This is a genomic window from Chryseobacterium sp. OSA05B (assembly GCF_019970065.1).
Taxonomy (GTDB): domain Bacteria; phylum Bacteroidota; class Bacteroidia; order Flavobacteriales; family Weeksellaceae; genus Chryseobacterium.
The window spans coordinates 331,853-352,749 of record NZ_JAHXYH010000004.1; the positions used below are offsets into that span (position 1 = coordinate 331,853).

A 20,897-nucleotide genomic window follows, 5' to 3' on the forward strand; every position below is an offset into this window, starting at 1 on the left:
ATATAAAAATCGGCATTTTTATTTTATCGATTTTTATTATTGATGACTTAACTTTGTTAACCTTTTGAAATCCAAACTATAAATTTATTCTACAATGAAAAAAATAGGCATTCTTGCTCTAGCGCTGTTTATGCAGCATATTTCCGCACAAAATAACAGGTTTGTGTATCAGGTTACGATGAAACCTGATGCGGAAAATAAAACCGATATTAAAACTGAAAATGCATATTTAGATATTTCCGGCGAAAAGTCGCTTTTTTATTCTGAAAACAGATATAAACGGGATTCCACGTTACAGAAGGCCTTTCAGGGCGGTGGAGGCAGAGGCTCCATTAACAGAGAGCAAATGGAAGCGTTCAGAACCCAAATCAATTATTCGATTGAAAAAGACAAATCCAGCCAGAAAATGACATTTAAGGACAGAATCGGAAGGGATATTTATGTATATGAGGAAGATCGTCCTCTGAACTGGAAGATGTCTTCTGAAACGACGAAGATTGGAGAGTACAAAGTTCAAAAGGCGACAACGGATTTTGCAGGAAGAAAATGGACAGCCTGGTTTACTACAGATCTTCCTTATCAGGACGGACCGTATAAATTTGGAGGCCTTCCAGGGCTGATCGTTAAAGTAGAAGATGATAAGGGAGAATATTCTTTTGATCTGATGAAGAATTATAAGATTGGCGAACTCGTTACTTTAAATCAGTTTGGAAATACTGTAAAAGTAAAAAGAGCAGACTACGTAAAACAACAGGAAAAATATAGAAAGGACCCTGCGTCATTTATGCAGAGTGGCGGTGGCGGCGGTTTTCCTGGTCCACCAAGATCATCGGGTGGAGGCGGAAATCAAAATCCGGCAGACATGAGAAAGAGGATGGAGGAGAGAGCAAAAGAAGAAGCCAAGAGAAACAGCAATCCGATCGAATTGCAATAAAAAAATAAACCCTGAAGAAACTCTTCAAGGTTTTTATTTTTTGTTTAGATCATTTATTTCAAAAGTTGGTTGAACGTATCTCCCTGCTTAATATCTCCTGTATTATAGCCTTTCAGAAACCATTCCTTACGCTGGGCAGAAGAGCCATGAGTAAAGCTTTCCTGATTAACATATCCTTGAGATCTTTTCTGGATATTGTCATCACCTACGGCTTGCGCCGCATCTATCGCTGATTCTATATCGCCTGGCTCCAGAATACCTTTTGTATCATTCGTTCGTTTTGCCCACACTCCGGCATAAAAATCTGCCTGAAGTTCAGTGGCTACAGAAACCCTGTTCATATCTGCTTCGGAATATCTTCCGCTTCTTCTTAATGCGTCTACTTTCTGTGTCGTTCCCAGAAGGGTCTGTACATGATGGCCTACTTCATGAGCGAGAACATAAGCAACAGTAAATTCCGTTACTTGAGCTCCGAATCTCTGCTGAAGCTCATTAAAAAAGGTCATATCCATGTAGACCTTCTGGTCTGCAGGGCAATAGAATGGTCCCATTGCTGACTGAGCTGTTCCGCATCCGGATTGAGTGGTATCTTCAAAAAGAACAATCTCCGGTTTAGTATAGGTCATCCCATTTTCTTTAAAGATCTGGTCCCAGGTAACAATGTTCCATTTACCCATCATATCAACCATTTCTCCAATTTTTTGTTCCTGGGCAGTGAGTTCCCGCTTCTGTCCGCTTCCGGAAGACTGGACACTACCGGAGTTCAGAATACCTGAAGGATCACCTCCTAAAAAGAAAATAATCGCAGCTATAATCAAAGTTCCGAGTCCTCCACCTACAACCATACCTCCGCTGCCACCAGAACCACGGCGGTCATCTACGTTCCCGCCTCTATCGTCTGTCCATTTCATAATATAAATTTTTGCCTTGTAAATTTAAAATAATATCATTACTAAATTACTACTTTTGTGAAAAATTACTGCCCGCGTGAAAAAAATTAAACTTTGCCTGTTATCAGTTGGGATAATGGCATTTACAGCCTGTAAAAAAGAGAAAGAAGACGAAGTAAACAGCGTAGACAAGACTGGCTCTATTGAAACAGAACTCTCCGTTGAACATATCGACAATGCTGATATTCTTATTACCAAGCACAAGATCTGGAAGGATAAAAAGTTATTCAAAGAAATTGTAAAAAAAGACACGATTCCAAGTCTTGGAGATACTCTTGTAGGAGGAGAAGATAGTGATGGCAACGACCATATTGCCAAAACGAAAAAAGACTATGAATTTTTTATAACGGTTCAATAATGAAAAAGTCAAGTTCTATCAAATTACTTTTCGTCACAGGTGTATTGGCTGCCTGCTCTCAAGAAAAACCTAAAGATAAAGCAGAAAAGAAAGTCTACATGAGATCCGATACTACGGCTTCTTATTCCAGATCCCATGGTTTTATGACGGGAATTCTCCTGTATCATGCTTTCAGACCATACGGGGCTTACAGCTACGGATCTTATCAGAAAGCCGGCTATTACAGTGATGCGATAAGCACCAAATCCAATGTCGGAAGAAATAATTACAAAGGAAATGTGGTAAGAGGCCAATTGGGAAGAAGCGGTTTCAGTGCATCATCATAAACTATGGAAAGAATTCAATCACAGTTCAGGAAGAACTGGCAGCATAAGCTTGAAAATCTAGGCTTCGGATATCATTCTCTGGATGGACTTTATTGGGATGAAAGTCATTATTATCAATTTAGCGCAGAAGAAATTAATACCATAGAAACAGCCACGGCAGAACTCTGGCAGATGTGTCTGGAAGCGGTAGATTATATTATTGCAAAAAATCTTTGGGACAAGTTCAATATTCCTGAATGGTTCCGGAATTATATCATTATGAGCTGGGAAGAAGATCATCCTTCTATTTACGGGAGATTTGATTTCGGTTTTGATGGTAAAAACCTGAAATTACTGGAATTTAATGCTGATACACCCACGTCACTGTACGAAGGTTCGGTCATTCAATGGTATTGGCTTCAGGAATTGTGCCCGTATAAAGATCAGTTTAACTCGATTCATGAGAAGCTGGTGGGATATTGGAAGCATCTGAAAAATTATATGAATCCGCACCATATTTATTTTGCATCTCTTACCAATATTGAAGATGTAACCAATGTGGAATATATGCGTGACTGTGCTTCACAGGCGGGTTTTGATACGGAATTTATACCTGTTCAGGACATCGGATGGGCGGAGGATATCTCAGAATTCGTAGCCGGAGACCGCTCGGTGATGGAATATATTTTCAAGCTTTATCCTTATGAATGGATTCTTGCAGACGGCTTCGGAGAAAAACTTGTAAAAAACGGCTTCAGATCTCAATGGATAGAACCTGCCTGGAAAATTTTACTTTCATCCAAAGCGCTTCTTCCGATTCTTTGGGAGATGTATCCGAATCATCCTTATCTGCTGGAATCTTATTTTGAACCCAGACATCTGAAAGATTTTGCCAAAAAACCTATTTATTCGAGAGAGGGAGCGAATGTGATCCTTCACAAAAACAATATTCCGGTTGAGCAGAACGATGGTGTGTATGGTAAAGAAGGTTTTATTTATCAGCAGTTATTTGACCTTCCCAACTTTAGTGGCAATTATCCCGTCATAGGCAGCTGGGTCATTGGGCAGGAGCCTGCCGGTATCGGGATCAGGGAAAGTGTTCACCTGATCACCAATAACCAGAGCCGTTTTGTTCCTCACCTTATCGGTTAAGTTTCTTTTCTTTTAACCAGAATGAAGTGGATTGATAGGCAGAAACAGCATCATTGACCAGTTTCTGATCAGGATCCTTCATCAGTTTTTCATCATAATACAGTTTGAATTCAGGAGCCAGACTGCTGGATTCCAGCTGTAGAGAATACTGTTTTACCTTTTTTACAGGTGATATGATGGTCAGATGCCCGTCTTTTACAAAACCAAGGTCCTGATAAGTTGCGATATAAGCTTTTGGCTGAAATTCTTTTTTGAAGACATCCTGTCCAAGGAATTTAGATTGATAATTGAAATTCAACAGCCCGAACAGGGTAGGCATCACATCGATCTGTGACATCAGCTTGTCAAATTTCTGAGGCTCAATAAATCCTTCCGAGAAGATCATCGCTGGAATTCTGTATTTGTCCATTGGAAGTTCTGTTTTCCCAGCGCTGGATGCACAGTGATCGGCAATGATGACAAAGACTGTGTTTTTGTACCAATCCTGTTTTTTAGCCATCTCAAAGAACAGCTTGAGTGAATAATCTGTGTATTTTACACCGCCATCACGGGATTTTGCAGTTCCCGGGATATCAATTCTTCCATCAGGATAGGTAAAAGGTCTGTGGTTGGAAACAGTCATCCAGTGGTTGAAAAACTGCTTCCCGGATTTCGCTTCAGCATTCATCGTCTGAATTGCTTTTTTAGCCATATCTTCATCGGCAACGCCCCAAACATTGGCAAATGTGATTTCTTCCGGTTTGAAATTATTTCTGTCGACAATACCGTAACCGTTTCCAGCGAAAAAGTCCTGCATATTATCGAAATAGCTGTACCCTCCGTACAGGAATTTTACATCGTATCCTTTTGACTTGAATACACCTCCGGTTGTGAATTTATTTTTATTGTCATCTCTTTTAATGATACTTTCTCCGGCAGTAGGGGGAATACAAAGCGTTAATGCTTCAAGTCCTCTCACAGTTCTGTTTCCGGTTGCATAAAGATTCGTGAACATCATGGAGCGCTCGGCAAGACTGTCCAGGAAAGGAGTAATCTTTAAAGTGCCACCGTAATGTGCCATGAAATCAGCGGATAAACTTTCTATAGAGATCAGAACTACATTTTTCTTCAGTTCAGGCTGTTCTGAAACAATATTTCTGGATAATGAAGGTTCAGAGTACTGGCTTAAAAAGTTCTTTTCAGCTTCCTGTTGACCAATCTGTGGATAAAACTGGAAATAATCCAGTTCGTTGTGGGTAAACGCCCAGTAGAATTTAGGAAGACCGTTGTTTTCAATCTCATCTGCAAAAACATTGTCTGATCTGAGCTGCATTAATAACGATAACCCGAAAAGACTGATGCCGGCAAGAACCACGAAAGATCCCAGAAGTATCATTTTCTGTTTGAAATTCGGAAGCTCTAAAAGTTCGTCTTTTGTTTTTTTATAGATAAACCATGTCACCGCTAAAGTGACAATAAGGATTACTGAAAATAAGGGAATAACTGGATAGCTTTCCATAATGTTTCCGATGACCTCATTGGTATAGATCAGATAATCTACAGCGATGAAGTTGTACCGTACTCCAAATTCATTATAAAAGAAGTACTCACTTACTGCATTGAAGATGATCAGAAGGACATATAATAATAACGTAATGAAATACAGAACATTTCTGATTTTGATCCTTTTTGAAGGTAGGAAAAGCATTAATCCGAAGAAAACCGTCTTGATGCCAACGAGTGCAAGAGCCACTTCAGAAATAGATCCTCCATACTGATTGAAAATGTTATTGGGAACGAGCAGGATGTACAGGAAAAATAGTATCAGCGCTCCAAAAATAATATATCCGTAGGGCTTTTTGTATTTAGAGTTCGATAGAAATAAAAAGTAAACGGCCAAAAGGGTACTGGCTAATGTAAAAGCAAAAATATCATTCAATAGACCGACAGACAAGACTTTGATTACTTCAAAAAATCCAAAGCTGGCCGTCGTGATCGGATGAAAAAAGAATACAATCCGTATAATCAGTGAGATGATAAGATAGAAAATCCCTAAATACAGGAATGGTTTTATTTTACTTGGAAACATGTACGTTAAGTATGAGTTAATTTTCGCAAAGATAGTTTTTGTATATAACTTTTAGTAAAAAAAAACAGAAACATGATATTTCTTATCATTTTTTTGAGTTATTCGTGAGGATTTAACTTTTTAAGTAACTAAATCGATATATGGAAATGACGGCAGTAAACTGAGTTCCAATAAAAAAGGACTATTAAAAAATAGTCCTATATACTGTTAAAATGTATTAAAATTAAGAGTGTCCGAAACCGATGTTTCCTTTTTTGTCTGAAAGATTCTTTTTAAAATCAATCATTCTCAAAGCAGTTACAGCTGCTTCTACACCTTTATTTCCTAAATCTCCGCCGCTTCTTGCAATAGACTGTTCCTTGGTGTCATCAGTCAGAACGCAGAAAATTGTAGGTGTGTCCGTTAAGATATTACAGTCTTTGATTCCCTGGGCTACTGCTGAGCATACAAAGTCAAAGTGAGGAGTTTCACCACGGATGACACATCCGATAGCAATGACAGCGTCATATTTTCTTTCTTTGCAAAGCTGCATACTGGCGTAGTTTAGCTCAAATGCACCCGGAACCGGGAATAGTCTGATGTTTTCTGGTTTTACCCCTTCTTTTTCAAGAATTTCCAGGGCTGCATCACGAAGATTGTAAGTTACAAAATCATTCCACTCAGAAAAAACAATGCCGATAGAAAAATCTTCGGCATTTGTTATATGAAGTGGCTTGTAATCGGATAGATTAACTGTGGCCATTTTTTAAAAATATTTAGTCATTTCAATATAAGAATCAGACATTCCGTTATCGTAGTCCTGATATTTCTCGTCAATTGCAGAGAAGTATTTCTTAGCTTCTGCATTTTTCTTTAATCCTAATGCCACAATACCTGCTTTTCTTGTGAAATAGTAAGTGGTATAAGGATCGCTGGAAGCCGTTGACGCTTTGTCTAATAAAGATAGTGCTTCGTCGTTTTTGTTAAGACCTGATTTTGCATCTGCCATAGCACCGAATTTCAATGCCATTAATGTTTTGTTGTCAGATGAAAATTTGTCTAAAAGATCGTAAGCTTCCTGGAATTTTCCTGCTTTGAATTTCAGTAAACCTGCATTGTAAGCAGCAAGCTCTCCAATTTTCGTACTTGAATATTCGTTATATGTTCCTACAAAACCCGGATTAGCTGCAGAATTTCCGCCTAAGGCTTCTTTATCTTTACCAGATGTTTGGTTTTTCTGAGCAGCAAGGAAACCTTTTACAGCTTCCACGTTCTTAGGAGCCACTACAAACTGTTTGTAAGCAAAGAATCCTAAAACACCCAAAACCAATACCCCGAATACAATACCCAATTGTTTTGAATATTTCTCAAGGAATCTCTCAGTGTTTAAAGCCTCTCTGTCAAGGTCTTTAAAGAACTCAACCGTTTCTTTACCTTCTTGCTCGTTTTGAGCATTGTTTCCCAATTTTGCCATAAATTCTTAAAAATTGAACTGCAAATTTAATTGTTTCTGAATGATTTACAAAATACTTTGAAGTATTATTGTGAAAATGTTGTGAATTGTCGGATGTTAATGGTAAAAACGCTTCGACTCCGCTCAGCGTGACATCTTTTCTACCAAGACTTTTGTTTTATATGAAAAACTTAATATTCCAGGATGCTGTATACGTCAGCTCCGAATTTACTAAGTTTTTCCGTTCCGTTAAGATCTTTTAATCCGATAAGGAAACTGAACTGGGAAACTGTTGCGCCTTGTTTTTCTACCAATTTGGCGGCTGCCTCTGTAGTTCCTCCGGTTGCGAGAAGATCATCATGGATGAGTATTCTCTGTCCTTTTTTGATCTGTCCGTCACGGGTTTCTATGATAGCGCTTCCGTATTCTAGGTCATATTTTTCTGAAATGACCGGTGGAGGAAGTTTGCCTGCTTTCCTGATTAAAATGAAGGGAACTTCCAAAGCAACAGCTATGGCAATGCCGAAGAGATAACCACGGCTTTCTATTCCGCATACAGCATCTACTTTTCCTTTGCTGAAAGCGGCCAGTTCTGTGATGACATCCTCATAAAGCTTCGGGTCCAGAAAAATAGGTGAAATATCCTTGAACTGAATTCCCGGGATGGGAAAATCAGGAATATTTTCAATCGTTTGTTCGAGTCTTTTGATCAGTTCTTGTGAAGCCATTAAGGGTTTATTTTATAGCTGGATATTTTCCAGTCTCCATTTACATTTTTAAGTCCGAAAGTTACCTTTAAAGAAGTTGTTTTTCCGTTCTTATCCGTTACATCATAGGTTGCATTTACGCTGGCACCGCTGGCGTTGGTCGCATTGGTGGTAATATTTTTTACACTTACATTCTTCACTGAGCCAAAACCTGAAGTAGGGTTGGAGAATGATTCATAGCTTCCCCAGCTTGGGTTGTTTGAATTATCATAGGCTGCTTTAAGGTTTTGAGAGCTCACACTGCTTAAAAACTTACTTACTGTAGTTTTTGGATCTGAAGTCGGTTGTTTAGGTGCAGCTGGAGTAGGTGTAGTTGCGTTTGGATCTGTAGGTGTAGTAGGCGTTGCTGTAGGATTGTTTGGATCGATGACAGCATTTGGATCCTGTGTTACTGCCGTTGAATCCGTTTTTGGCGGAGCAGGAACTTTAAGAGCCGATGGGTTTACATCAAGTCCTATCTTAGACATTTTAAACGTCTTTGCCGTAGTTTTTACTGAAACTGTAATATCGATTTTGTTGTCAACTACTTTTGCTGCAGGAATGGAAGAGAATTTTAAATTAAATCCTTTGAAATTATTATCCTGCATCAGGTTTTTTGCAGTAGAAAGCTTTACTCCGTTGCTGAAAACTTCCAACGTGGCTTCTAAACCTGCACCGGTAAATGAAACAGGATTTCCTGCAGCGTCTACAAGTCTTGGAACAATCTGAATAGCAGTAGCAGCTCCGTTTCCGTCATCGCCAGTAGGTCTTGTGACAATGCTTAATGAATTTGCTTTTACATCATTGTTATCGGTTTCCTTGGCTTTGTCATCTCCGAAGATATTCATTTCTCCAAGAGAAGGAGGAGATGTGCTGGCCCATTCGATTCCGTTTTTCTGCGCCACTTCGTCAGCCATTGTAAGAATCTCCGGAACTTTTTTTCCGTTGATAAGTTTTCCAAGAGCTTTCAATTCTTCTACATCACCTTCTGCTTCCACACCGAAAGTCTTCAGGATATAAAGAGCTTCACTGAATTTAATCTGTTTAATTGTTGAAAGGCTGGAAGTCATATCGTTGATACTGGACTGCAGCGTTTTAGTATTCGTAGCATCTACATGATCCTTCCTGCATGCCGTAAAAAGCAACAGACTGAGAACAAGTAGAAAAGAAAACTTTTTCATTTTATTTTGTTTACTGCAAATTTAGTAAAACCTTTAATAATAGCCGGTTTTTATTTTTTATTTTCCTGCTCCTTCAGGTCATCTTTGAAAAATGAACTGAAAATGGTCTGCATATTGGGAAATGAAGACTCCTGCCAATATTTTACTGTATAGCTGCTGTTATCCTTATCAAATTTTACCTTTTCAATATCGTTGTCATTGCTGAAATTGAATTCTGTTGGATAAAAATTATTGTAAAGGATGATCTGGTTGTAGTCCGGTTCGCTTTTGTGTTTCAGTTTTACAAAGGCTACTTCATTGTATTCCAGGAAATCCTTCAGTGTTTTTTCCGATCCTTTTTCGAAAGACATATTCAGAATAGTTCTGATATCAAAGAATCTGAATCCGAATAACGAAAACTCTTTTTCCTGGAGCGCCGCACCGGTCACTTCGATCTGGTCTTTACGATCTCCTTTTAGTTCTTTGATGGTATTTCTTTTTGTTTTGTATTCTTCCGGATTCCCGACATTTTTAAGCTTTGGAAGCTGTAATGAGTTGCCATAATCCCAGGATGATGTTTCCTTTTTTTCGGTTTTTGGACCTGTTAATCTGAAAACCCTGTATTGCTCAACATTGGTACTTTTCAGTTTTTTGGTTTTATTATCGAAAATATAAGTAACGATTCCGTCGGCATAACTATTCAGTTTACTATTCACGGTTACGTAAGCATTGAAATTTCCTTTAATGAAAATATATTTCGCAGGCTTTGAATTTTTAATGACTACCGTTTCAATTTCTTTTACCTGATCATTTATTTTAATCACGTCCTGGTTGAAATCGGAGTAGGAGAGTGTGGCTACAGAAAAGTTATTGTAAATCAATTGAAATTTTTCCTGAGAAGGGATGATGGCCTGTTTATCTATTTTACCGTCAATATCAGAAAAGGCAAGAATGCTCCCGTCTTTCCCGAAAACGGAAACTTTGGGAAGAGGTTTGTTGGTTCGTTCAGAAATAAAAGTTACAGTTTGAGCCTGAATACAACTGAACAGAAAAACGAACAGTGTGAAGAGCAGATAATTTCGTTTCATAATGATATTTTGTTTGGGTTAATAGACCAATCTCATTATAAAGACACACAAAATTCAAAATGGTTGCCTGAGCAGTTTGAAAAGGTTCACCTGTCTGCATAAAAAAAGACTGATCATTACAATCAGTCTTTTTTATTTTATTTCTGTTACAAGTCCTTAGAAAGGATACTCATAAATTTCAGATTCGTGAAGGTAAGGGTTACCTGTAGGGATCAGTTTCAGTTTAGACAATGCTGTCAATACTGTGAACATGAACAATCCAACTACAAAAAGGAGTGCACCTAATATTAAGATGAATACTTCAGGAGTTTTCCAGTATGGACCTACTGTTCCCGGCATTACCATATTGAAGTAGTCTAAGATGTGTCCTAAAATAACCACAACAGCCATAACGGTTACTACTTTGTAATTTCTCTTGATGCTGCTGCTCACTAATACCAATAGTGGTAATAAGAAGTTCACGATCAACATTGGTAAGAAAGTAATACCGTAGTGCTGGAATCTTCCGAAGAAGTAGTTCACCTCTTCCGGAACGTTCGCATACCAGTAAAGCATGAATTGAGCAAACCATGTATAAGTCCAAAGCATACTTGTAGCGAAAAGGAATACTCCTAAATCGTGTAAGTGGTTGTCATTGAACTGAGGTAAGAATCCGTTTTTCTTAAGATAAACACTTAGAAGGATTATCACAGCGATTCCACTTGAAAGACAGCTTACCATTGAATACCAGATATACATTGTAGAATACCAGTGAGGGTCAATAGACATCAACCAGTCCCAAGCCCAAGCTGCAGAAGCAAATCCGAAGAATGCGATATATCCTACTGCCCATCTGTAAAGGAACTGATACTCAACCAAAGATTTTGTATCGTCCACTTTTTTAGACTGTGCTTTAAGTTTCCATGCGAAGAATGATGCTCCGATTACGTAGATCAATGTTCTGATCGCATAGAAAGGGATGTTTAAGAATCTTTTCTTTTCGAATAGGATCACGTCGAAATGAGCAGAATTAGGATCTGTCAAATCCGGATCCATCCAGTGGAAAATATGACCCTGGTGGAAGATATTCAGTAACATTAATATTACTAAAATAGCACCTCCATAAGGGATATAAGAAGCAATAGCTTCCATTACTCTTGTAATAATGATTGGCCATCCTGCATGAGCTGCATGCTGAATACAGTAGAAAAATAATACTGCACAACTTACTCCGAAGAAAAATACAGCTACGAAATGTATGGATGCTAAAGGCGAATTATGAATCTGCATTGTCGCATGCTCTAAATGAGAAGCTTCATCCTGAGGTCCTACCATTTCACTGGAGTGAGTAGGTGCTGTGTGACCTGCAGAGTGAACTGCCTCCATCATTTCTTTAATTCTCTCCGTACTGATTCCATGATTCATGAAATAACCAATACCAAACAGAACTAAACCTACAACAAGAAGTATTAGAGAAGTTGATTTTAATTTTGGTGAAAAACTATACATTTCTTTTCTTATTTTTTAGTTTCGGTAGTAGTCTCTGTTGCAGCTGCAGCTGGTGTAGCTGTAGCCGTTGTAGCTGCTGCGGGTGCTGCCGCTCCTTTTTTGAAGGCGCTCATCACATACATGGCCACTCTCCATCTGTCTCCAGCATTAAGCTGACCAGCATAAGATCCCATTGCATTTCTACCGTTAGTTAATACATAATGAACAGATCCTACAGTAAGCTCTCTGTCGGCATAGTTTGGTACACCAGAGAAAGCACCGCTTTGTACAATTGGACCTTGTCCATCACCACCAGTTCCGTGACATGCAGCACAAGTATGATCGAACAGCATTTTTCCTCTTTCAATATCCTTAGCTGCATTAGCCGGATTAAGAGGAGATCCTGTCATCTTTTTGGATGCATCGTAACCTGCGTTATATTCGTCTACGTTTTTAGGAAGAAGACTTTCTTCGAAAACGCCGTCTTTATTCTGAGCAACTGAACCTTCTACAGGAGCAAGACCTGTTGCAAAGCTATTTTTAACGAAAGCAGGGATTTCATTTTCATGATCTGAATAAGCATCCTGAGCTTTCATCAATGGATCGTAAGCTACCGGAAAATACATATCCGGGAAATATACCAATGGTGTATTTTCTTTGGGTCCGCAAGAATTAAGTAAAACCGTTGCTAAACCTAAAATAGCTGTAATTTTTAATACATTCTTTTTCATTTTAAGCGTCTTTAACAGTTATTTCTTCAACTCCAGTTTCAATAAGTAACTGCTTTACAGACTCTACGTCTTCAGTTACAAACTCCATAAGGAATTTATCATCAGTAGTTCTTGGATCTGGGTTCTGAGCCGGAGCTCCCGGATACATTTTGTTTCTAGCCAGGAAAGTTAGAGACATCATGTGAGCGGCACAGAATACCATTAATTCGAACATAGGTACCACGAATGCAGGCATGTTGTGTGCCCAGTCAAAAGCTGGTTTACCACCAATATTTTGAGGCCAGTCATGATTCATCACATACCACGTTACCGTAGCACCGATGGTCACTCCATAAAGAGCATAGAAGAATGCAGCATCAGAAATTCTGGTTTTCTTTAAACCTAGAGCTTTGTCAAGTCCGTGAACCGGAAACGGAGTATACACTTCGTTGATCGCAATTCCTTTATCGTTGAATGCCTTAACGCCGTTCATTAAATCGTCGTCATCGGCATAAAGTCCGTATACAATTTTAGTGGTGCTCATCTCCTTCTTTTGCTTTATAAGTTTCACCTGAAATTTTCAGAATCGATTTTAATTCAGCCTGTGCAATTACAGGGAACGTTCTTGCGTATAGTAAGAATAATACAGAGAAGAATCCGATTGTTCCTAAATATACACCCACATCAATGATCGTTGGCTTAAACATAGTCCAAGATCCTGGTAAGTAATCTCTCGAAAGGTTGATAACGATGATGTCAAAACGCTCAAACCACATACCGATGTTAATAATTAACGCGATAATAAATGTAGCGATAATGTTTGTTCTTACTCTCTTGAACCAGAATAATGCAGGAACAATCAAGTTACAAGTAATCAGCGCCCAGAATGCCCACCAGTAAGGTCCTACTGCAGCACCCGGAGAAAGGTATGTAAAGTCTTCAAATCTTGAACCCGAATACCATCCGATGAAATATTCAGTAGCATAAGCCACCGTTACCATACCACCGGTAAGAACGATTACGATGTTCATAATTTCAATATGATACATTGTGATGTATTCTTCTAAGTGACATACTTTTCTGGCAATCAACAATAGCGTCTGTACCATCGCGAATCCTGAGAAGATCGCACCGGCTACGAAGTAAGGAGGGTAGATTGTAGAGTGCCATCCTTTAATAACCGACGTTGCGAAGTCAAATGATACCGTAGTGTGTACCGAGAATACAAGTGGAGTAGCTAAACCTGCAAGAACCAAAGAAAGTTCTTCGAATCTCTGCCAGTGTTTTGCTTTACCACCCCATCCAAATGCTAGGAATGTATAAATTTTCTTAGTCCAAGGCGTTTTAGCCCTATCTCTGATCATTGCAAAGTCAGGGATTAGTCCCATGAACCAGAATACAGTTGATACTGAGAAATACGTTGAGATTGCAAATACGTCCCAAAGTAGAGGAGAGTTAAAGTTCCCCCAAAGAGAACCGAACTGGTTCGGTAATGGGAATACCCAGTATCCTACCCAAACTCTACCCATGTGGATTACAGGGAAGATCGCTGCCTGTACAACCGCAAAGATTGTCATCGCCTCTGCAGATCTGTTTACAGACATTCTCCAACGCTGTCTAAATAATAATAATACTGCGGAGATAAGTGTTCCGGCGTGACCGATACCTACCCACCATACGAAGTTGGTAATATCCCAACCCCAGTTAATAGTTCTGTTAAGCCCCCATGCTCCAATACCTGTCCCGATAGTGTAGGCGATACAGCCGAATCCGTATAGAAATAGAACTAAGGCTGCGTATAGTGAGATCCACCATAATTTACCTGCTCTTTCTTCGATAGGTCGTGCGATATCTTCCGTAATATCGTGATAAGTTTTGTGACCAATAATTAGAGGTTCCCTTATCGGAGCTTCGTAATGTCCTGACATTTTTTACCTATTTATTATTTAAACTTTATTTTTCTACTCTGTTTCTTACTTTAGTGTGATAGAACACGTTTGGTTTTGTGCCAATCTCTTCAAGTAAATAATATCTTCTGTTGCTAGAATATAATTCTCTCACTTCAGATTCTTTGTCATTCATGTCTCCGAACGTCATTGCTCCGGTAGAACAAGCAGCAGCACATGCACAAGAATTCTTGAATTCAGTATCTGTTACTTTTCTGTTGTCTCTCTTAGCTGCTAAAATAGTAGCCTGAGTTTCCTGGATACACATTGAACATTTCTCCATAACCCCTCTGGTTCTTACTACTACGTCAGGGTTTAGTACCATTCTTCCAAGATCGTTGTTCATGTTGAAATCGAACTTGTCGTTTAGGTTATAAGTGAACCAGTTGAAACGTCTTACTTTGTACGGACAGTTGTTTGCACAATATCTGGTACCGATACATCTGTTGTAAGCCATATGGTTCTGACCTTGCTTACCGTGTGAAGTAGCCGCTACCGGACATACAGTTTCACAAGGAGCGTGGTTACAGTGCTGACACATAACCGGCTGGAAGATCACATCAGGATTGTCTGCAGGGTGGTTTAATGCCCCTCCGTCTCCGAATGCGGTACCGTACAATTCAGGTACTGCCATTCCTTCTTTCAATCCTTCGTATACTTCTACTTTCTGTCTTGAAGAATAGTAACGGTCAATTCTTAACCAATACATATCTCTTGACATTCTGATCTCTTCTTTACCTACTACAGGAACGTTGTTTTCTGCCTGACAAGCAATGATACATGCTCCACAACCAGTACAAGAGTTCAAGTCGATTGATAAGTTGAAGTGAGGTCCGTCCGTATCATCGAAAGCATCCCAAAGGTCAATCTTTCTTGCCGGAAGGGCTCCACTGATCGTGTGATATTCCAAAGGCTTATTCCATCCTTTATGTTCGTCATCGAAAGCTACGTTGATGAATTCAGCTAAAGGAACTTCCTTAGCGATTTCATAACGTCCCATTAATGTATTCTGAAGCTGGATACCTGCGAATTGGTGATCTTCCCCTGTTTTTTCGATCTTAACTCCTGAAACAGTCAGGTTAGTACCGTCAAATAATGGATAAGCGTTCACACCGGTATCTGCAGTTGTTCCGGAATCTTTTTTACCGTATCCAAGCGCAAGACCTACTGATCCTTCTGCCTGTCCCGGTTGAATAAATACAGGAACGTCTTTTATTGTTACTCCGTTTACAGTAAGGTTTACAATAGAACCATCCAGCTGCATTCTTGCATTAAGATCGTTGTCAATTGCAAATTTTTCTGCGTCTTTTGGAGAAATAGTCAGATAATTATCCCAAGACATTCTTGTGATAGGATCCGGTAGTTCCTGAAGCCAAGGGTTGTTGGCCTGAGTACCGTCACCCATTGAAGGTTTGGTGTATAATACTAATTCTAATTCAGAAGCTTTGAAGTTTCCTAATTCAGCAATAGCCTGAGCAGCATTTCCTCCTGAATAAGATAATGCCGTTGCATTATTGGAAGTAGTGATACCGTTATATAAAGCTTTGTTGAATGAAGTAGCGCCTAAGATAGATGCTGCGCTTCCTTTCAGATAGTCATAGTAATTGTTTGCTGCGCTGTTTTTACCGTTTTTCCAAACCAATAGAGATTCTTCAATCTGTCTTGATTTGTAGATCTTCTGGATCGTAGGCTGCATTAATGAATATACGCCGGTCTGAGGTTCGATATCACCCCAAGACTCCAGCCAGTTAGCTACCGGGATTACAGCTTTCGCTGCTTTGTACATTTCATTTTTCTTATCTGCTACGGCTACTACACAAGCAACTTTAGCTAAAGATTTTTTGAAATCTTCTCCTTTCGGGTGAGAGTAGATTGGGTCTACGTTGTTTGCGATCAATACGCCAACCTGACCTGCATTTACCCATCCTAAGAATTCCTGGTATCTTGCTTTATCAAATTCTTTCAGGAAGTTGGCTTTACCTGTGAAAGCTACTGAACCTAATTTTTGGTTGATTAAGTGTGCTAAAACCTGTGCTCCCTTAGAACCGTCTGCTAAAACAACAGCCTTGCTGCCTTTCGCTTTAAGTTCAGTTGCAATTTCAGTTGCGGTCTTATCTGAAGTACCACCCCCTACGATTGCATTGTAAACTTCAACTAAAGTCTTGTTTACAGCACTTGGCTTTAATCTGTATCTTGAGTCAGCGTTAGCACCGGTCAATGACATGTTTGATTCCACCTGAATGTGTCTCAACATGTTTGGACCTGGCTTTCTTGCTGCTGCGAAAGATGTTTCTAAACTTGCTCCGTTGTAATCTCCTAAGAAATCAGCCTGGAAAGAAACTACCAATTCTGAACCTTTAAGGTCATATACCGGTAATGCTCTCTGTCCGAATACTTCCTGAGCTGCATCTAAAGCTGCAGAGTGAGGATACGCATCGTAAGTTACCAGTTCCGCAGTTGGATATTTAGCTTTAAATTCAGCAAATAGCTTTTTGAAAGTAGGAGAAGGGAAAGAGTGTGACAAAAGCACGATCTTTTTACCTGCTGCACTTGCATCTGCCAGACCTTTAAGGATAAAACTGTCTACTTTATCGAAAGTTTCGTCTTTACCGTCCAGTTTAGGTTGCTTTACTTTATCGTTATCATAAAGAGAAAGTACACTTGCCTGAGCTCTTGCATTAGTTGTTCCTAAATCACCTGCTGCCGGGTTTGGATCTATTTTGATAGGTCTTCCTTCACGGGTCTTTACTAAAACACTGGCGAAGTCGAATCCGTCAAAATATGTTGAAGCGTAATAATTCGGAACCCCTGGAATGATGTCATGTGGCTTTACCACATAAGGAATCGTTTTGATTACCGGTGCTTCACAGGCAGCCAATGTTACGGCTGCTGTAGAGAATCCTAATATTTTTAAGAAATCTCTTCTTGAAGTACTGGATCCGTTCTGTTCAGCATCTCCAAGGAAATCTTCTACCGGAATTTCTTCCTGAAACTCTTTCTGAGCCAGCTTATTGTTCAAAGCCGGGTCTTTAAGTTCATGAATACTTCTAAATTGTATTTTGTTTGAAGCCATTTATACTTCTAATTTTTTAGTTATTAATAATGACATTTACCACACTCAAGACCTCCAATTGCATCTACAGTGATCTTACCGCCATCCTGAGGATATTGTTTTTTCAACTTGTCATGTAGATTCTTGAAGTATTCTTTATTATAACCGTTGTTCATATCAACCTCAGTAGTTCTGTGACATTCGATACACCATCCCATGGTGAAGTCGTTAGCCATTTGAACAACATTCATTGTATCAATTTTTCCGTGACAAGCTTTACATACAACATCAATTTTGTTGTTTGGATTCTTTTTGTTGAAAGAATTAATGATCGCTTGTTCACCCGCTACTACGTGCTGAGAGTGGTTGAAGTACACGAAGTCTGGCATGTTGTGGATTCTGGTCCATTCAACCGGCTGTGTTTTTCCAGTGTACTGCTGTTTGGCAGGATCCCAGCCTGTAGCGGCATAGATCTTCTGGATTTCACCGTCGTAGAATGCTTTATCTTTTCCTGGCTCCATGTAATGGTCTGCGTTGTACTCAGAAATAGTTCTGTGACAGTTCATACAAACGTTCATCGATGGAATCTCAGATACTTTACCGTATTTGGCACTTGAGTGACATAACTGACAGTCGATTTTTTGTTCTCCCGCGTGAATTTTGTGAGAGAAGTAGATAGGCTGTTCAGGTTTATACCCTTTGTAAACACCGATCCACATGATCCAGTTCCAAACTCCGTAAGCGGCCAGAAGGGCAAGGATACCCAATGCTGCTTTACCTACGTAGTGGTACTTCTCATAAATTTCGCTGAAAGATTTAACTCTTGTTTCGTTAAGTCCTGCTAAGTCTTCGGATTGACCCAATTTAACCAATTGTCTCAGTTTAATTAAGATCCAAACCAATAGTGCTGCAATGGCCAGAAGTGAAATAATAACTACGCTTGTTGTAGTATTATTTGCCGGAGCTGCTGCCGCACCGTCTGCTGTAGCTGTTCCCGCTGCCGGTTTCTTCTCTTCCGGAGCTGGCGGATTAGTTGTGTACGCTAAAATGTCATCAATGTCCTTATCCGTAAGATTAGGAAACTGCAACATTTCAGTCTTATTAAATTTTTCGAAAATCTCATTGGCGTATTTATCCCCAGAAGCTCTCAGAGCTTTATTGTCTTTGATCCACTTGTGAAGCCAATCTTTGTCTACACCACCCTCTGTCTTTACACGTTCTACAACACCCTTAAGAGGTGGTCCTATTACCTGTTTGTCCAGCGCGTGACATGCAGTACAATTTGCTTTGAAAAGTTTCTCTCCGTTTTTAGGATCGCCGTCTTGCCCGTAAATTGAAGCACTTGTCGATAGCAATAAGCCTATTGCGATCAACGTTTGTTTATAATGCTTTCTCCAACTAATCATTTAAATTATCTTATGTTAGTAAAATATTGAACCAATCAATTCCGCAAAAATAATATTTTTAACAGGAATTTAACGGTATATGGAAAAGGGAAAATATCATTTACGTTTAATTTGTATTGATTCTAAATAGTGTTGTTTGGTATAATTTTTTAATTTTAATAGATTTGCAGAAACAAGTTTAAATGAGAAATTTAATCAAAATATTTTCAATAATATCTTTATTTGGGTTTTATAGTCTTGAAGCCCAACAGGTTGTTCAAAAAGATACGCTGTCCGGGACAGAGCTAATTATGACTATGGATTCCAAAGTAAGTGCTGCTTTGGGAGGAATTGAAGATAAATGTTCAAGAACTACAGGAGGTCCTTCAGGTTCTTCCGTAAGAGAAAATAATACAGATAATGGAATAGTCAACACGACAAAACCGCCAAAAATCTATATTCCGAGCAGAGAATTGAGCAATGCTGAGATTTGTAGAAAAAATCCTAGGATTTTAGGATTCAAAATTCAGATCACTACGGTTAAAAGTAATGAGGAGGCCAACGAGGTGAAATCTTATTTCAGAAAAAGATTCCCGAACCTGAAAGTGGAGACGGATGCTTCTTTGAGACCTAACTATAAAATTTTAGCAGGAAGTTATTTCACAAAACAAAGTGCGTCATCTGATCTGTCTAAAATTAGAGAATACTTTAAATCGGCGATCGCAGTACAATACAGAATTTTCTGTTCAGAAGCGAGATAAGCCTTCAGGAAATATAAAAAGCAAAGCCGGGAATTTTCCCGGCTTTTTTATTGGTAGTAGGTTTCTAAAAACTGGAAAAAGTCTGACATTCTGTACAGGTTATTAGCCAGCAGAAAAACAAACAGGATAACCAGGGTTATCATCAAAAATGAGAAGGTTTTGGGTTGTGTTTTGTAGGCATAAAACAGCCATCCTAAAAGCAATGGGTAGACAAAAACAAAGTGTCCTCCGTAGATATAAGACGTATGAAGGCCAAATCGCATAATGCAGTGAATGACAATGTCGACGATGAATGAAATGGCCACAATCTGCACCAGTTTGTTTTTGGAATTTTTAATATAACTCCACAAAATCAATGCTAATAAAACTGTGATAAAAGCATAACAAACCGGAGATGAATAGGGTTCCATTAAAAGACCTTTAAAGTCAAAACCTTTCATATTATGTTTGTCCGTTGTCATGAAGCTTGGAAACAGAATACTGCCTCCAAAAAAGTAAGAAAGCATCATGTCCCAATCCGGAATGGATTCTACATTGGAGAATTTTTCATACTGCTGATTGGTTTTTGAGAAGATGTTTTCATACTTAAAATCAATCCTCAGCAGATAAAGAAATACAAAACAGGAAGTGGTAAGAATTACGCGGAATGCCGCATTTCCAAATTTTTTCCAGCTTCTGAAAAGCCCCTTCTCAAATAATACAGGAATAAAAACCTTGAAAAGATTAGTAATGGTAAGACCACCAATGGTAATTCCGGCAAGCGTAAGTGCAGATCCGGGTATTTTTTCATCTTTTCTGAGCTGTACCGCTGCATAATAATTATAAATACTTAGCAACAGTAGGGTATAAGTGAAATTCTCAGGCGTAAAAGAAAGGATGATACTGGTGGAAAACAAACCGAAGAACAAAATGATGAGCAGGCTCATCCTTAGAGGAAGTCGGATAATATTCTTAAGGTATTTAAAAACCTGCACCATGCAAAGGCTTATGGCGGTGTTGCTTAGCCAGGCAAGGGTAAGTCTGAAGGTCGCATCCATTTTGCCACCCGAAATAAGTAATGAGAACTCTCTGACCCAGTTGAAAAAGTAATACGCCAGAGGATGTCTTTCAAAACTCCCACCGGTCATTACAATGGCTTTATTGTCAAAACTGAAATAGGCATCCCAGGGAATTCTACTGTCAAAAATGATACGATAATGAAGCGCGATATAAGTACCCAGCGTTCCGTAGCAGATGAGGAAGAAGATAAATACTGCCAATTCCGTGTAAGAAGAGGGAAAGACCTGTTTTAATAGGTAGATGAGTTTTGTTTTAATAAAAGACACGTGTCAGTTTTTTTGCAAAAATAAAATAAAAAAACTCACCATTTGAGGTGAGTTTTAA

Annotated in this window: 19 protein-coding genes; 5 read left to right on the forward strand and 14 right to left on the reverse strand. The window is 39.0% G+C overall.

Going from position 1 to position 20,897, the window contains the following annotated elements; genetic code table 11:
• The first annotated feature begins 94 nt into the window (after window positions 1-94).
• Window positions 95-934, forward strand: coding sequence for a GLPGLI family protein (locus LC419_RS17260; RefSeq protein ID WP_223608528.1), 840 nt, complete (start codon window positions 95-97; stop codon window positions 932-934).
• A 53-nt stretch (window positions 935-987) separates the two neighbouring features.
• On the opposite strand, the gene LC419_RS17265 is transcribed toward LC419_RS17260, so the two are convergent.
• On the reverse strand, window positions 988-1,845 hold the full coding sequence (locus LC419_RS17265) for a neutral zinc metallopeptidase (protein WP_223608529.1): 858 nt from the start codon (window positions 1,843-1,845) through the stop codon (window positions 988-990).
• 115 nt (window positions 1,846-1,960) lie between these two features.
• Here LC419_RS17265 and LC419_RS17270 point away from each other — a divergent pair, with 115 nt between their 5' ends.
• Genes LC419_RS17270 through LC419_RS17280 form a run of 3 tightly spaced genes read left to right on the forward strand, consistent with a single transcriptional unit; the run spans window position 1,961 to window position 3,699 of the window.
• Window positions 1,961-2,242, forward strand: a complete 282-nt coding sequence (locus LC419_RS17270) for a hypothetical protein (RefSeq protein ID WP_223608530.1) — start codon at window positions 1,961-1,963, stop codon at window positions 2,240-2,242.
• Window positions 2,242-2,568, forward strand: coding sequence for a hypothetical protein (locus LC419_RS17275; RefSeq protein ID WP_223608531.1), 327 nt, complete (start codon window positions 2,242-2,244; stop codon window positions 2,566-2,568). The genes LC419_RS17270 and LC419_RS17275 overlap by 1 nt, the downstream gene beginning before the upstream one ends.
• A gap of 3 nt (window positions 2,569-2,571) precedes the next feature.
• Window positions 2,572-3,699: a glutathionylspermidine synthase family protein gene (locus LC419_RS17280; protein ID WP_223608532.1), complete on the forward strand. Its 1,128-nt coding sequence runs from the start codon at window positions 2,572-2,574 to the stop codon at window positions 3,697-3,699.
• On the opposite strand, the gene LC419_RS17285 is transcribed toward LC419_RS17280, so the two are convergent.
• From LC419_RS17285 to LC419_RS17340, 12 genes are all read right to left on the reverse strand, one after another.
• Window positions 3,689-5,767 (reverse strand): LTA synthase family protein, encoded by a 2,079-nt coding sequence (locus tag LC419_RS17285; RefSeq protein ID WP_223608533.1) that lies wholly within the window; start codon window positions 5,765-5,767, stop codon window positions 3,689-3,691. The two genes, LC419_RS17280 and LC419_RS17285, sit on opposite strands and share 11 nt — an antisense overlap.
• A gap of 223 nt (window positions 5,768-5,990) precedes the next feature.
• Window positions 5,991-6,509 (reverse strand): 6,7-dimethyl-8-ribityllumazine synthase, encoded by a 519-nt coding sequence (gene ribH / locus LC419_RS17290; RefSeq protein ID WP_223608534.1) that lies wholly within the window; start codon window positions 6,507-6,509, stop codon window positions 5,991-5,993.
• 3 nt (window positions 6,510-6,512) lie between these two features.
• A complete protein-coding gene (locus LC419_RS17295) occupies window positions 6,513-7,220 on the reverse strand; it encodes a tetratricopeptide repeat protein (protein WP_223608535.1) in 708 nt (235 codons plus the stop codon).
• Window positions 7,221-7,390: 170 nt separating this feature from the next.
• Window positions 7,391-7,927, reverse strand: coding sequence for an adenine phosphoribosyltransferase (locus LC419_RS17300; protein ID WP_223608536.1), 537 nt, complete (start codon window positions 7,925-7,927; stop codon window positions 7,391-7,393).
• Window positions 7,927-9,126 (reverse strand): hypothetical protein, encoded by a 1,200-nt coding sequence (locus LC419_RS17305; RefSeq protein WP_223608537.1) that lies wholly within the window; start codon window positions 9,124-9,126, stop codon window positions 7,927-7,929. Before LC419_RS17305 ends, LC419_RS17300 begins: the two co-directional genes overlap by 1 nt.
• 50 nt (window positions 9,127-9,176) lie before the next feature.
• A complete protein-coding gene (locus LC419_RS17310) occupies window positions 9,177-10,193 on the reverse strand; it encodes a hypothetical protein (RefSeq protein ID WP_223608538.1) in 1,017 nt (338 codons plus the stop codon).
• Between the two features lie 156 nt (window positions 10,194-10,349).
• Window positions 10,350-11,681 carry a hypothetical protein gene (locus LC419_RS17315; protein ID WP_034724192.1) on the reverse strand — a complete coding sequence of 444 codons (1,332 nt, stop codon included), beginning with the start codon at window positions 11,679-11,681 and terminating at the stop codon, window positions 10,350-10,352.
• An 8-nt stretch (window positions 11,682-11,689) separates the two neighbouring features.
• The gene (locus LC419_RS17320) at window positions 11,690-12,391 is read right to left on the reverse strand and encodes a cytochrome c (protein WP_223608539.1); all 702 of its coding nucleotides are present in this window, start codon (window positions 12,389-12,391) and stop codon (window positions 11,690-11,692) included.
• Window position 12,392: 1 nt separating this feature from the next.
• Window positions 12,393-12,914 (reverse strand): DUF3341 domain-containing protein, encoded by a 522-nt coding sequence (locus LC419_RS17325; protein WP_223608540.1) that lies wholly within the window; start codon window positions 12,912-12,914, stop codon window positions 12,393-12,395.
• The gene (gene nrfD, locus LC419_RS17330; RefSeq protein WP_034724187.1) at window positions 12,901-14,298 is read right to left on the reverse strand and encodes an NrfD/PsrC family molybdoenzyme membrane anchor subunit; all 1,398 of its coding nucleotides are present in this window, start codon (window positions 14,296-14,298) and stop codon (window positions 12,901-12,903) included. The genes LC419_RS17325 and nrfD overlap by 14 nt, the downstream gene beginning before the upstream one ends.
• Before the next feature lie 25 nt (window positions 14,299-14,323).
• Complete coding sequence (locus tag LC419_RS17335; protein ID WP_223608541.1) at window positions 14,324-17,389, reverse strand: TAT-variant-translocated molybdopterin oxidoreductase; 3,066 nt, start codon at window positions 17,387-17,389, stop codon at window positions 14,324-14,326.
• A gap of 23 nt (window positions 17,390-17,412) precedes the next feature.
• Window positions 17,413-18,774, reverse strand: a complete 1,362-nt coding sequence (locus tag LC419_RS17340) for a c-type cytochrome (RefSeq protein ID WP_223608542.1) — start codon at window positions 18,772-18,774, stop codon at window positions 17,413-17,415.
• 182 nt (window positions 18,775-18,956) lie between these two features.
• On the opposite strand from LC419_RS17340, the gene LC419_RS17345 reads away from it, so the two are divergent.
• Window positions 18,957-19,514 (forward strand): SPOR domain-containing protein, encoded by a 558-nt coding sequence (locus LC419_RS17345; RefSeq protein WP_223608543.1) that lies wholly within the window; start codon window positions 18,957-18,959, stop codon window positions 19,512-19,514.
• 47 nt (window positions 19,515-19,561) lie between these two features.
• Here the strand turns inward: LC419_RS17345 and LC419_RS17350 are convergent, their stop codons facing one another.
• On the reverse strand, window positions 19,562-20,839 hold the full coding sequence (locus LC419_RS17350) for a DUF6080 domain-containing protein (protein ID WP_223608544.1): 1,278 nt from the start codon (window positions 20,837-20,839) through the stop codon (window positions 19,562-19,564).
• Window positions 20,840-20,897: the final 58 nt, after the last annotated feature.